This window comes from Fodinibacter luteus (assembly GCF_039541575.1).
GTDB lineage: Bacteria > Actinomycetota > Actinomycetes > Actinomycetales > Dermatophilaceae > Fodinibacter > Fodinibacter luteus.
Genome location: NZ_BAABGM010000002.1, coordinates 13,236 through 26,720 on the forward strand (window position 1 = coordinate 13,236; position 13,485 = coordinate 26,720).

Consider the following 13,485-nt stretch of genomic DNA (forward strand, 5'->3'; position numbering starts at 1 on the left):
GGCTGCGCCGTAGGCTGTCCGCGATGAGCAGCGCGCACCCCGTGAACGACGACGTCTGGCTCGTGGTCCCCCTCTTCAACGAGGAGACCGTGATCGCCGACGTCGTCCGCGACGCCCGCCGCACCTTTCCCCACGTCGTCGTCGTCGACGACGGCTCGTCCGACCACGGGGCGGATGCCGCGGCCGCTGCGGGGGCGGTCGTCGTGCGCCACCCGGTCAACCTCGGGCAGGGGGCCGCCCTGCAGACCGGGTTCGCGTACGCCCTCACCGTGCCGACGATGCGCTGGGCCGTCACCTTCGACTCCGACGGCCAGCACCAGGTGTCCGACGTCCTCGAGATGCTCGACAAGGCGCGCGCCGAGGACCTCCAGGTCGTCTTCGGCTCCCGGTTCCTCGACGACCGCACGACGCCGAGCTTCATGAAGAAGATCGTGCTGCGGCTCGCCGTCGGCTACACGAACCTCACGACGGGCACGAAGCTCACCGACGCGCACAACGGCCTGCGGCTGCTGCGCCGCGACGTCGTCGAGCGGATCGACATCACCCAGAACCGGATGGCCCACGCCTCCGAGCTCGTCGCGCAGATCGGCGAGATGAAGGTGCGCTACGGCGAGAGCCCGGTCCACATCCTCTACACCGACTACTCGAAGGCCAAGGGCCAGTCGCTGTGGAACTCGGTCAACATCCTCGTGGAGCTGATGTTCCGGTGAACCCCGTGGTCATCATCCAGGTCGTCCTCATCGCCCTCGTCGTGCTCGTCGTGGCGCGGCTCTTCCGCTCCCGCGGCGCCAGGGCACAGGCGATCCGACGCATCGGGCTCGTCGTCTTCGCGGCCTTCGCCGCGGTGTCGATCCTCTTCCCCGACGTGTGGACCACGATCGCCCAGAAGGTCGGCGTCGGTCGTGGGACCGACCTCGTGCTCTACGCCCTCGTCGTCGCGTTCCTCAGCTTCACGGTGACGACGTACCTGCGCTTCCGCGACCTCGAGACGAACTACACCCGGCTGGCCCGTCGGATCGCGCTGTCCGACGTGCAGACGCCGGACCAGCCCGACGACCCGGCGTCATGACCCCCGCGCCCCCGCTCGAGCGGCTCGGCCGCTCGGTCGTCACGTCTCAGGCCCGGGTGGTCCCCTGGTCCTCGTTGTAGCGGGCGAGCACCTCGTCCATCGGGCCGTCCATGACGAGCTCGCCGGCGCGCAGGTACAGGCCCCGGGTGCCGAACCGCTTGAGGTCCTTCTCGGAGTGGGAGACGAGGAAGAGGGTGCGCCCCTCGGCCAGCAGGCTCTCCATGCGGGTGTAGCACTTCTCGCGGAACGCCTTGTCCCCCACGGCGAGCACCTCGTCGACGAGGAAGATCGGCTCGTCGAGCGAGGAGATGACGGCGAAGCCGAGGCGCACCTGCATCCCCGACGACAGGTGGCGGTACGGCCGGTCGAGGGCGGCACGCACCTGCGGCCCGGCGAAGTCGACGATGTCCTCGAACCGCTCCTCGATCTGGTCCTTCGACAGGCCGTGGAGGCCGGCCTGGATCCACAGGTTGTCGCGGCAGGTCAGCTCGCCGCGGAACCCGCCCGTCAGCTCGATGAGGGGCGCCACACCGCCGTCGACCCGCACGGTGCCCGTGTCGGGAAGGAGCACCCCCGCGATGACCTTGAGCAGGGTGCTCTTGCCGCTGCCGTTGCCGCCGACGAGGCCGACCGCCTCGCCCCTGTGGATGTCGAAGCCGACGTCGCGCAGTGCCCAGAAGGTGTCCGTCGAGGTCGAGGCGCGGCCGTGGAACAGGAGCTCGCGCACCTGCATCTTGCGACGGCGGGAGGTGTAGAACTCGATGCCGACGCCCTGGGCGCTGATGACGACGCTCATCGGCTCAGATCTCCTTCAGCACGGAGCGCTCGAGCCTGGAGAAGGCCCAGAACCCGAGGACGACGAGCAGGAGGGACATCACGACGCTGACGCCGACGTCGACCCACGACACGCCGCGCTCGAACAGCCCGCCGCGGTACAGCGACAGGATCCCGTTGAGCGGGTTGAGGATGAGCACGGCGCGCAGCTGGTCGGGCACCGACTGAAGGCCGTAGAGCACCGGGGAGAGGTAGAAGAAGAACCGCAGGAAGATGCGCACGACCCGCTGCATGTCGGTCGCGAGGACGGTGACCGGCGCGAGGAGGAGCCCCAGCCCGACGAGCAGGAGGAACTGGAGGACCAGCGCGAGCGGGAAGAACACGAGCTCCCAGTCGAGGTCGACCCGGCCCCGCGCGAGGTAGTAGATGACGAAGCCGACCAGGATCGGCAGGGACAGGACGTACTCGACGCCCTTGGCGACGACGCAGCGGATGACCCACACCTCGCGGGGCAGGTTGGTGGATCGCACGAGGCGGGCCTCCTGGATGAGGCTCTTCGTCGTGTCGGTGACCGCCCCCGTGAACCACTGCCACGCGAGCAGCCCGGAGAGCAGGTAGAGGAAGTACGGGGTGTCGGCGACCCGCCCTGCCTTGAAGATGAAGGTGAAGACGACGAAGTACACCGAGGCCATGAGCAGCGGGTCGAGGACGGTCCAGACGTACCCGAGGAGGCTGCGGGAGTAGCGCACCCGCAGGTCGCGCTGGACGAGGGTCCACAGGATCTCGCGCCGGCGGGCCACCGCCGCGATGCGCTTGATCAACGCGGTGACCTCGATTCGGCGGGACGTGGGCGAGGGCGGCGGTGGGCACCGCGCCGTCGCGAGGATACGGCAACCCCGCGTGCCCGGACCGGAGCACGCATCAGATGTCGCGCTCGAGGCGGAGCACGCCGTCCTCGTCGCGCACCATTCCGTCGGCGACGAGGGTCGCCCGCAGCCTGGCGTACTCGCCCGGGTCGCCGTGGGCGAAGTGCGCGAGCCGGGTGAGGAACAGGGCGACGGACCGGAAGCTTCGGCTGATGACGAGGTTCGGGGTGCCGGTCGTGCAGTTGAACTCGGTGACCGGGGTGCGCCAGTCGCCGTAGTTCTCGGTGAGGTAGCGGTCGGCGTCGGCGGGGCCGAGGACGTCGACCCCGGCGAGGGTGTACTCGGCCAGGTCGAAGACGCTGTTCTCCCACCGGTGGATCGACGACCCGTGCCAGAGCCGGTCGCCGTCGCGGTGGTGGACGAAGACGTCGACGTTGATGCCGTTCTCGTGGATGAGCTTGACGAGGGCCGGGGCACGCTCGACGGCGTACCGCCCGGGTGCCGTCTCGACGACGGTCTGGGCGTCGTCGAGCTTCTTGACGACGAAGCGCGGTGCCCTCTCGAGGGCGCGCACCATCGCGTCGAGCACCTCCGGGTGCTCCGGGTCGTGGGTGACGCCGACGTCGATGTCGTAGTCGTGGGCCAGGAAGCCGCCCTCGCGCACGACGCCGAGGAAGGTGCCCGAGATGACGTACCACCGCCACTGCCGCACCGGCAGGGCAGCGGCGAGGTCGCCGAGGGCCGTGCGCGCGTCGTCGACGGAGAAGTCGCCCTCGCGCTCGCCGGTCGCCGCTCGGCGCCCGCCGTGGGCGCTGCTGATGAGCGGCAGGAGGGCGTCGGCATGGGCCCGGAAGTCGGCCCGCAGGTCCTCGATGTCCCGGGCCCCCGCGTCGAGCTGGGCGTGGATGCGCGCCGCCCGCACGAACAGGTCGTCGGCGCGCCACAGGTGCTCGGGCAGGGCCCGGCGGCGGTGGGCGATGAACGCCTCGAGGGCCTCGAGGTCGGCCGGCTCCGCCCCGAGGGTGAAGTCGAAGAAGTCGTCGGTCACCGTCTCGATGCCCGGCCACCCACGGCGCAGCACCCAGCCGGCGAGCCGGAAGCCGTACTTCGTCTCGTCGTCGACGAACTGCGTGCGCACGAGGTGCGCGATCGACGGGCGGCCGGTCACGGCGAGGGTGCCGGCCCAGGCCGCTCCCCCGACGCCGTGCCGGAAGGCCGGCGAGTGGCTGCGGTTGAGGAAGTTGAGGAGCGAGTACGACTTGGCGAGCTTCACGTCGCCCCGATGGCACGGTAGAACTCCGCCATCGCCTCGTCGTTGTACCTCTGGGCGTCGAACGGTGGGTTGGGCACTTCTCCCCTCAGGGCCGCCGCCATCCCCTCCGTCAGCGCCTCTTCGGACCTCTCCACGACCAAGCCCGACCCGGGTGGTATCGCTCCTCCCACCGAGCCAAAGGCGGTCGAAACCACAGGCAACCCGAGCACCCGGGCCTCGAGGATCACCATCGGCTGGCCTTCGTAGTCGCTCGACATGACGAACACGTCGCAGTCCGCCATCAGCGCCCACGGGTTGTGCAACAGGCCAGTGAAGTGGACACACTCCGCCACGCCGAGGGACTCCGCCAGGCCACGGACCCCTTCGAGGAGCGGCCCGTCACCAATGATCACGAGCTCGGCGTCGGCGTGCCGCGCGAGCAGCGCCGCGAAGGCGCGGATGAGGCGGGCATGGTTCTTCTCCGGTGACACCCGCCCCACCGTCACGAACCTCGTGCGCGACGATCGGGGCGGCACGGCGCCCAGGGCGAGGCGTCGGGCAATCTCCTCCTGGAGGTGGGGCACGTCGTGCTGGACTGCGAGGACGTCCGGAGTCGCCACCAGCTCGTCGGCGTCCTCGTCGGCCGACGGAATGGGCTCCAGGATGTGGTCGCCCGGCCACTCCCGGGCAGCATCGGGGTGCCCTGCAGCGGCAGCGAGGATGCCCTGGGCATCGATCGTGTTCCGCGCGAAGGTGAACTTCGATGCAGGGGCGAAACCGGCGAGGTGCTCGGCGTTGATGTCGCGCAGCGCCTCACTGACGGAGACCAGGTTGTCGTAGAAGCGATAGGACGAGAAGACAGCGCCCAGGTGGTGTTCGAACGGGCGAGCGCCGTCGACCATTCGCATCTGGTCGGCCTTGAGGTCGTTGTGCAGCCAGATGGATCGGTGCGAGGTGGGGGCCTCTGCCATGAGGAAGGACCAGAACGGTGAGTACCCGCTGAAGTCCACGAGGTGGTCGAACCTCGCCGACCCGACGCAACGCCGCCACTCGGCATTGAGCAGTGCCAGCATCTTCTGCAGCTGCTGCGGCGACATGTCACCGCCCTGCTGAAGCAGCCGCCGCCGCTTCCGGCGGTGGGCCTTACCCGTGGTGAACCGCCCGATACGCGCCAGTCGGCGCACCTCCGGGGGGATCCGCCCCGCGTTGATCGCACGGTCACCCCGGCCCGAGTGCCGGTACACGGCCGTGACGTCGAACCGGGAGTGGTCGATACTGCGCAGGAGGTTCAGGGCAGACGTCGTGATCCCGTTCGACTTCAGTCCGCCGAGGTAGATCAGCACCGTCGTACGACCGTCGGAACGGACCGGGGACACGGACAGCCCCTGCGTCCTGCCCCGCCAGACGACGTCGACGACTCGCTTGGAGGCGAGCCCGTCGTCCTTGGCTGCGAACCGCTCCTTCGCGGCCCGGTACACCAGGGCGTGGGTGACCTGCGGGTCCAACTGGGATCCGGATCCCACGGCGAGGATGCGCTCGGCTGCGGCCTCGAGGTCGGTGACGAGCGGGCCGGGCAGCTCGTCCTCGGCCAGGTACAACCCGCGGGTCGCGGCATACTCCGTGAGGTCCGGGGCGAACAGGACGAGGGGAAGATCAGTGGCGAGCGCGTCGAACAGGATGCTGCTGAAGTCCGTGACGAGAACGTCCACCACCGCGAGCACGGCGTTGGCGGGGATCTCGTTGGGCACGAGCTGCCCCGCGGCCTCCGGGTGGGTCAGGGCCAGGTCGTACACCTGCTGGTGCACCTTGAGCAGCACCCGGTGGCCGGCCCCCAGCAGGCGGGACAGGTGCTGTGTGCGGGTCAGCAGGTCGAGGGCATCGTCAGCAGCGTCGGAGAAGCTCGCCCCGCGCCACGTCGGCGCGTAGAGCACGATCCGCTCGGTGCCCGTGCCGAGGTCGAGGCCGGCTTCCACGAGCTGCTGGCGGACCTCCGACCGTGCCCCTCGGTCGAGCACCTGCCGGTCGGTGCGGGGGCCGCCTTCCTCGATGATGCGCCCGGGGTAGATGTTGAGCAGTCGGTACGCGGACTCGTACATCGTGCTCGTCATGTAGGGACTGCTCGAGAGGACGAAGTCGCACATGAGGAAGTTGCGCAGGACATTGCGGGTGGCCGCCGTCTCGCCGGGCTCGTCGTGACCCATCCTCTTGAGGGGTGTGCCGTGCCACGTGTTGAGGTAGACCTGACCCTCGCGCTTGGCGAACGCCGCCGGAAAGGTGGCGTTGTTGACGAGGAACCCGGACGTGGCCAGCGCCCTGACGTAGGCGTAGCTCCCTCGGCGCACGAAGGACACCCTCGGATGCTGCTCGATCTCGCGCAGGTGCTCGGTGACCGCGACGTCCTCACCGAGGACCCACACGTGGTGGAGGTGCTGGAGGTCCTCAGCGCCGAGAAGCTCGCGGAAGATAGCTTCGGGATGGCACAGGACCCCCCGACCGCCGAACGCTTCGTAGAGGACGACGTCGGGGCGGACCGGCAGCCTGGCGGTCGCGTGGTACCACTCGTTGCGAATCGCCTTGCGCACCTGCCGCGGCAGTCTGAGGAGGCTGTCCACGGCACTACGACCTTCGGGCATGTGGGGGCGACTCCTGCACGGGGATTGGGGGGGCGGCGCACGCAGTCTACCGGGGGTTTCGGTCCCCATGACGACGTCGCGTAGCCTCGCACCGTGCTGACCCCGGGTACTCACGCATGGGCCGACGCGATGCTTCCCGCCCTCGTCGCGTTGGCGCTCCTGCTGCTTCCCGGCTTCGTGCCGCTCGTCCTCATCGGGCTGAGGCCGACTGTGGCGGCAGCGGCCTCCCCGGCCCTGTCGACGGGGATCGTCGTGGCGGCCGGGAGCGTGGCGGCGGCTCTCGACCGGCCCTGGACGGCCACGATGCTCCTCCTCGGCACCGGGCTCGCCTGGCTGGTCGCGGCGGCCGCCTGGTTCGGCCTGCGTGCTGCCCGGGCGCGATGGTGGCCGGGGACGCAGGGTGACCGGTCCCTGTCGAGCACGGCGGGGCCCGAGCGGGAGGGCCCGGCGTGGGCGTCAGCGACCGCGCTCCTCCTGGGGACGCTCGCCGCCGCCTCGATCGTGGCGTTCGTCCTCACTCGGTCGGCGGACTCACCGGAGGAGTTCCCCCAGCACCCCGACACGATCTTCCACCTCGGGGTCACCCAGTGGATGGCCGAGAACCGTGACATCTCGTATCAGCACGGCACGACGTTCGCCCGAGGACCGGTGACGTCCGGGTACCCCATCGGACTGCACTCGATGGCGGCCTCGGTGGCCCTGTTCACCGACGTACCGGCGGTGGTGGCTGTCTCCGCCATCGTCCTCGTGACGGCCGGCGTCATCTGGCCGCTCGGCGTGGGCGTGGTGGCGCGAATTGCCTTCGGTGGTGCCGTGGTCGCCGGTGTGGGAGCTGTCACGAGCGTGCTCTTCGTGGCGTTTCCGTTCATGCTCATGGGCTTTGGGGTCCTTTGGGCCAACCTGTACGGCCAGGCCCTCCTGCCCGGCGTCCTCGCTCTCGGCCTGACGGTCACGGCTGGCCTGGCTCCCAATCTCGGATCGACGGACCCCGTCGGACGGGGCTTTCTGGCTGCTGCCATCTGCCTCCCCGGCCTGGCACTGGCCCATCCCCAGGCCGTGATCACGGGCATCCTGTTCCTCGCCGCCGCCGCACTCGTGGCGGCTGCCCGCCGAGCCCGCGCCCCGGTGGGTACTCCGTGGCGACGACTACCGGTGACGGTGATCTCGTCAGCGTTGGTGGTCGGCGTGGTGGCGTCGCTCATCATCACACCGGGGAGCATGAAGGCCACGGGAGCGCCGGGTCCCGAGATGAGCGTGCACGACGCCCTGCAGGACGTCGCGGGCTTCGCACCCCGGGTCGCGACCCCTGCCTACCTGCTCGGGGTCACCGTGCTGGTCGGCTGTCTCGCCATCGTCCTGTGGTTCCGATCGGCCCTGTGGGTGCTTCTGGGCCTGACCGTGCTCGTCACCGCCTACTACCTCAACACCGCGGTCGACACACCCACGGCCCGCTTGCTCACCTGGCCCTGGTACAACAACGCCATCCGGATCGCCGCAGTGGGTGTGCTCCCCGCAGCTCTCACGGCCACAGCGGCGATCCTCGGCCCGGCTCGCCTCGTCGGCCGACACCGAAGCCCGGGGTGGGCGTGGGAGGGGGCCGTGGCCGCGGCAGTCGTCGCCGCCCTCGTCATCCCACCATCGGCGTGGGTACGGCGCGACGTGAAGTGGCTGCGCCCGTACTTCCACCCGGGCGTCGCGAGATCATGGGCGAACCCCGAGGAGCTCGCGGCCCTGCACGAGCTGGCCGCCCAGCTGCCGGACGACGCCGTCGTCGCCGCAGACCCGTGGAAGGGCGGCACGTACATGTACGTCGTCGGAGGGACCACGATGCTCTGGCCGACGGAGAAGGCGAACACCACTCCGTCGCTGCGGCTCCTCGGGCTACGACTGGATCGCGTCGGCGACGAGCCCGCGGTGTGTCAGGCGGCCCTCGACCAGGGAGTCACGCACGCACTCACCGGCGGCGTCCCGTTCCTGTGGGGTGGAAGTCGATCCCGTCGGCAGTACGTGGGGGTCGCGCGCGTCTCGAACTCCCCGGCGTGGCGGGAGCTGTCGGCAGCCGGGCCCTACCGGCTCTTCGAGATGGTGGACTGCGCCGACCGCCCTGGCGGCTAACCCGCCGAGCAGACGCTCGCGAGGTCGGCCGTGTCGGCGTCCGGGTCGCTGCCCGGACGCTCCATGACGGCCTGCTTCCTCGGCTCGTCGCCGTCCCCCTCCTCGCCCGCCTCGTCCGCCGCCGGGGATGCCGGGGCGGCACCGGGTGCGGTGCTCGGCGCGGCGTCCGGAGCGGTGGCCGGGGCGGCCGCGCTCGCCTCCTCGGCCTCCTCGGACCGCTCGATGGCCGCGGCGACGGTGTCGTGGACGACCGCGGGGTCGTAGTCCCACGGCTCGATGAGCGGCGGCACGAAGTTCACCGAGGTGATCTTCTGCTGCTTGGTCTTCACGGCCAGCTCCCCGAGGCTCGCGAGCGCGTCCTGCGGGATGTTCGTGCGGAAGACGCCCTTGGTCGCCTTGGCGATGTCGCCGAAGTTGAGCACGACGGTCTGCGGGTCGAGCTGGCGGATCATCGCGGTGACGACGCACCGCTGGCGGGCCATCCGCTCGTAGTTCGTCGAGTTCGCACGGCTGCGCGCGTACCAGAGCGCGTCGTGGCCGTCGAGGTGCCGCTCGCCCGCATCGATCCAGCCCCTGATCTGCGCCTCGGAGCCGATCGGTGTCCGCCGCTGCACGGTGATGTCCAGGCCGCCGACGGCGTCGACGAGGCTGCGGAACCCCTTGAGGTCGACGAGCACGTGGTACTGGATCTCCAGCCCGGACAGGGCCTCGACCGCCTCGGTCGTCGCGACGAGGCCGGGGTCGTCGGTGCCGGGCGGGAACTCCTTCGCGTGCTCCTGCCCCCACGTGTAGAGGCCGTTGAGCAGGCACTCGTCGCCACAGGTCCAGCCCTGCGGCATGAGCCCTGCCATGACCGACCCGGGCCGGAAGCTGATGTGCTCGGTCTCGCGGGAGAAGCCGAAGAGCACGGCGCGCCCGGTGTCGGCGTCGACGCTCGCGAGCTGGATGCTGTCGGGCCGCAGCCCGGTGCGCCCGGCACCGCTGTCACCGCCGAGCAGCAGGATGTTGTAGCGCCCGTCGACGGCGCCCGCGGCCTCACCCGCGCCGAACAGGGACGTCATCGCGGCCCGGGCGGCACCGACGTTCATGCCGGCGTACGCCGCACCCCCCGGCAGCACGAGGAGGAGCACGAGGAGCGAGACGAGCAGCACGCGACGGTCGCGGCGGGGCAGGCGGTCCGGCCGGCCGAGCCGCCACGCGTCGACGAGGAGCACGGCCCACAGCACCGCGATGCCGAGCAGCACGGCCTGCAGCACGGCGAGCGTCCACCGATGGGTCAGCAGGGTGAGAGCAGCGGTGCGGCTCACGAGGGCGAGCAGCCCGACGAGCACGGCCACCCCCACCACGCCGAGCCAGACGCGCAGAGCGAAGCGCCCGAGCGACCGGTGGCCCGCGGCCAGCTGCGCCGTGCCCGGCAGGACGACGGTGAGCCCGAGGAGGGTCACGGCGCGGCGGCGGTCGCGACGGGTGGTGCCCGGTGCGCGGGTGTCGACCCGGATCGGGGCCTCGGCCGCCCCGCGCTCGAGCACGGCGGAGCCGCGCTGGTGTCCCATGGGTCGTGAGTATCGGTGCCCCGGACGCCGCGGTGACCGAGGCGCGCCGGGGTGTGGGCGAGATCGCGGTCAGGGAGAACCCAGACTTCGTTGGCAGACTGGGGGCCGACCCGTGTCCCCAGCCGTGAGAGCCGCACCACCACCATGAACGACGACCACGCCCGGCCGATCCCCCAGGGGAGCGGCCACGGCACGCCCGACGACGACGTCTACGTCGTCGACACCCGGCGGCGCCGTCGGAGCCGGGGCGACGGGCCCGCCGCCACCGGTTCGCCCCCGGGCGCGGGAGCTGGGGCGGCAGGGCCCACCGCACAGGCGGTCGGGCGGCCGGCGGGGCCTCCCCCGTCTCGCCCGGCCACGGGCGGCGGCGACGTGCACGGCATCCCCGATGCACCGGCCGCCGCGACGGCGTACGACGAGCTCGGTCGCCCGGTGCACGCCGGTGGCCCTCCCCCTGCGCGCCCGCCACGTGCCCCGCGACCGCCCCGGGCGCCCCGGCCCGGCCGTGGCCGGCGGGTCACGAGGGTGGCGCTCGCGGCGCTCCTCGCGTGGCTGGCCTTCGTCGTCGTGACGCCGCTGCACGCGTGGTCCCAGGTCACCCGCGAGGACACGACGCCGACGGGCGAGCGGCCCGCGGACGCCGACGGCAGCACGTACCTCCTCGTCGGCTCCGACAGCCGCGAGGGCCTCACCGCCGAGGAGCGCGAGGCCCTCGGCATCGGCGGCAACGCCTCGGGGAAGCGCACCGACTCGATCATCCTCGTGCACGTGCCGAGCGGGTCCGGGAAGCCGGTGCTCGTCTCGGTGCCCCGCGACAGCTACCTGCCCATCCCGGGTGAGGGCCGCGACAAGGTCAACGCCGCGTTCGCGATCGGCGGCCCAAGACTGCTCGCGGCCACCCTCGAGCAGGCGACCGGGCTGCCGATCGACGGCTACGTCGAGATCGGCCTCGGCGGGTTCGCGGGCGTCGTCGACAGCCTCGGCGGCGTCGAGGTGTGCGTCAAGCGCGACATCCAGGACGACAAGGCCGGCATCGACCTCACGAAGGGCTGCCAGGTCCTCGACGGCAGGAACGCGCTCGGCTACGTGCGGGCCCGCTACTCCGACCCGAAGGGGGACCTCGGCCGTGCGGAGCGCCAGCGGCAGTTCCTCGGCGCGGTCATGAAGCAGGCCGCGACGCCGTCGACGGTGCTCATCCCCTGGCGCTGGTGGGGGTTCACGCACACCGCGGCGTCGAGCGTCGTCGTCGGCGAGGACACCTCCCTGCTCGACTCGTACCGCATCCTGTCGACGATGCGGAAGGTCTCGTCCGACGACGCGCTGAGCCTCGTCGTGCCCCTGTCGTCGACGAGCACGACGACGACCGCGGGCAGCTCGGTCATCTGGGACGAGGCGCGCGCCGCCGACCTGTTCACGATGCTCCGCGAGGGCGAGCCGATCGTCGAGCCCCCGCCGGGCACCGACGGGGAGCCGAGCGGCGGATGACGGCCCGCGCCACCTCCCCCGGGCCGGCCCTGCATCCGCCCCTCCCGGGGCTCGCTCGCCGCGGACCCCTGCCGGCCGCACCGCTACGCTCCACGTCGCGGTAACCGCACCGACGACGCACCGACACGCACACACCGACCGACACCCGACCCCGACCGAGGAGCATGAGTTGCCCGGCCACGACGAGCGACTCGTCCCCACCACCGGCATCCCCGGTGGCCACGCCGGAGCCGGCGAGGTGAGGGTCATGACCCGCCGCGAGATCCACGCGCGCCCGCCCCGGCCGTGGCGCCGCTGGGCCGTCCTCGGGGCGGTGGCGGCGCTCGTCGTCGTGGTCGGCGGCTCCGTCGTCGCGGCGTGGCGGCTCAACGCGAACATCGACCGGGTCGACGTCTCGTCGGGGATCGGCACCGACCGGCCCGGGGCCGGTGGGGGTGGTGACGTCAACATCCTCCTCATCGGGTCGGACACCCGCGAGGGCGCCGGCAACGACGCCTACGGTGACAACGACGGCTCGACCGGTGACGCGCACTCCGACACCAACCTGCTCGTCCACCTCTCCGCCGACCGCACGTCGGCGACGGTCGTCTCCATCCCCCGCGACTCGATGACGCCCGCCCCACCGGAGTGCTCGGCGACCGCCCCCCGCGAGGAGTGGGTCGTTCGGCAGTGGAACGCGAACTACGGGATGGGCGGCACCGGGTGCCTCATCCGCACCCTCGAGGGCAACACCGGCGTGTTCGTCGACCACTACGCGGTCGTCGACTTCCGCGGGTTCAAGCAGATGGTCGACGCCCTCGGTGGGGTCCAGGTGTGCACCTCGGAGCCGATCGACGACCCGAAGACCCACCTGCAGCTCGCCGCGGGACGCCACACGCTCGACGGCCGCCAGGCCCTGCAGTACGTGCGGGTGCGCAAGTCGGTCGGCGACGGCTCGGACCTCGGCCGCATCGAGCGCCAGCAGGCCTTCCTGTCCTCGGTCATGCAGGAGGCCACGTCGACCCAGCTGCTCCTCCAGCCGAACCGGCTGTACTCCTTCCTCGACGCGGCGACCCGCTCGCTGACGACCGACCCGGACTTCGGCGTCGGCACGATGCGCGACCTCGCGTCGAGCGTCAAGGGGATCGGGCTCGACGAGATCCGGTTCGTCACCGTCCCTCACGAGGAGTACGCACCGGACCCGAACCGCGTCCAGTGGACCGCGTCGGCCGACGAGGTGTGGTCCGCGCTGCGCGAGGACCGGCCGGTCGGCGGGGCGAAGCAGCGCCCGGGGGCGAGCCCCTCGCCGAGCCCGTCGCCCCTTCGCGTCGCACCGGACGAGGTCAGCGTGCACGTCGTCAACGCGTCGGGCACCCCCGGGTTGGCACGCCAGGCCCGGGCGGCGCTCGAGGTGCAGGGCTTCGTCGTCGAGCCGACGACGAACGGCCCGACGGTCACCGAGCCCGTGGTCGTCGAGTACAGCGGCGAGAACGCCGAGGCGGCCCGCACCGCGGCGGCCGCGTTCCCGGGCGCGACGGTCGCGAAGGCCACCGGCCTCGGAGACACGGTGCGCGTCACGCTCGGCCAGGGCGCACCGGCGGTCGTCGAGGTGGAGAACCGCCTCGGGAGCGAGCCGGTGCCGTCGCCGAGCATCACGTCGAGCCCGGCGCCGGGGACGGTGCAGACCCGCCAGGCCGACACCGACATCTGCTCCTGACCCACCGGCCCGCCCGCACCCACCAACAGGCAGTACGGCGTT

General features: G+C 71.7%; 10 protein-coding genes. 5 read left to right on the forward strand and 5 right to left on the reverse strand.

Features of this window, described 5'->3' with window-relative positions; translation table 11 throughout:
• The first annotated feature begins 23 nt into the window (after window positions 1–23).
• Both ABD899_RS01915 and ABD899_RS01920 read left to right on the forward strand, forming a co-directional pair.
• Window positions 24–710: a glycosyltransferase family 2 protein gene (locus tag ABD899_RS01915; RefSeq protein WP_345201698.1), complete on the forward strand. Its 687-nt coding sequence runs from the start codon at window positions 24–26 to the stop codon at window positions 708–710.
• A complete protein-coding gene (locus ABD899_RS01920) occupies window positions 707–1,069 on the forward strand; it encodes a DUF2304 domain-containing protein (RefSeq protein WP_345201699.1) in 363 nt (120 codons plus the stop codon). Before ABD899_RS01915 ends, ABD899_RS01920 begins: the two co-directional genes overlap by 4 nt.
• A 46-nt stretch (window positions 1,070–1,115) precedes the next feature.
• On the opposite strand, the gene ABD899_RS01925 is transcribed toward ABD899_RS01920, so the two are convergent.
• The 4 genes from ABD899_RS01925 to ABD899_RS01940 all read right to left on the reverse strand — a co-directional run bounded on the left by ABD899_RS01925 (window position 1,116) and on the right by ABD899_RS01940 (window position 6,573).
• On the reverse strand, window positions 1,116–1,865 hold the full coding sequence (locus ABD899_RS01925; protein WP_345201700.1) for an ABC transporter ATP-binding protein: 750 nt from the start codon (window positions 1,863–1,865) through the stop codon (window positions 1,116–1,118).
• A 4-nt stretch (window positions 1,866–1,869) separates the two neighbouring features.
• Entirely contained in the window at window positions 1,870–2,664 is a 795-nt protein-coding gene (locus ABD899_RS01930; RefSeq protein WP_345201702.1) for an ABC transporter permease, read from the reverse strand.
• Between the two features lie 100 nt (window positions 2,665–2,764).
• A complete protein-coding gene (locus ABD899_RS01935) occupies window positions 2,765–3,982 on the reverse strand; it encodes a LicD family protein (protein WP_345201703.1) in 1,218 nt (405 codons plus the stop codon).
• Window positions 3,979–6,573 (reverse strand): CDP-glycerol glycerophosphotransferase family protein, encoded by a 2,595-nt coding sequence (locus ABD899_RS01940; protein ID WP_345201706.1) that lies wholly within the window; start codon window positions 6,571–6,573, stop codon window positions 3,979–3,981. Before ABD899_RS01940 ends, ABD899_RS01935 begins: the two co-directional genes overlap by 4 nt.
• Window positions 6,574–6,687: 114 nt before the next feature.
• On the opposite strand from ABD899_RS01940, the gene ABD899_RS01945 reads away from it, so the two are divergent.
• A complete protein-coding gene (locus tag ABD899_RS01945) occupies window positions 6,688–8,709 on the forward strand; it encodes a DUF6541 family protein (RefSeq protein ID WP_345201708.1) in 2,022 nt (673 codons plus the stop codon).
• Here the strand turns inward: ABD899_RS01945 and ABD899_RS01950 are convergent.
• Entirely contained in the window at window positions 8,706–10,262 is a 1,557-nt protein-coding gene (locus ABD899_RS01950; RefSeq protein ID WP_345201709.1) for an LCP family protein, read from the reverse strand. The two genes, ABD899_RS01945 and ABD899_RS01950, sit on opposite strands and share 4 nt — an antisense overlap.
• A 144-nt stretch (window positions 10,263–10,406) precedes the next feature.
• Between ABD899_RS01950 and ABD899_RS01955 the strand changes: the two genes are divergently transcribed.
• Entirely contained in the window at window positions 10,407–11,747 is a 1,341-nt protein-coding gene (locus ABD899_RS01955) for an LCP family protein (RefSeq protein WP_345201711.1), read from the forward strand.
• 169 nt (window positions 11,748–11,916) lie between these two features.
• On the forward strand, window positions 11,917–13,443 hold the full coding sequence (locus ABD899_RS01960) for an LCP family protein (RefSeq protein WP_345201712.1): 1,527 nt from the start codon (window positions 11,917–11,919) through the stop codon (window positions 13,441–13,443).
• Window positions 13,444–13,485: the final 42 nt, after the last annotated feature.

Coding starts and splice junctions, on each gene's coding strand:
- ABD899_RS01915 (WP_345201698.1), top strand. CDS start 24: ATGAGCAGCGCGCACCCCGTGAACGACGACGTCTGGCTCGTGGTCCCC.
- ABD899_RS01950 (WP_345201709.1), bottom strand. CDS start 10,262: ATGGGACACCAGCGCGGCTCCGCCGTGCTCGAGCGCGGGGCGGCCGAG.
- ABD899_RS01925 (WP_345201700.1), bottom strand. CDS start 1,865: ATGAGCGTCGTCATCAGCGCCCAGGGCGTCGGCATCGAGTTCTACACC.
- ABD899_RS01955 (WP_345201711.1), top strand. CDS start 10,407: ATGAACGACGACCACGCCCGGCCGATCCCCCAGGGGAGCGGCCACGGC.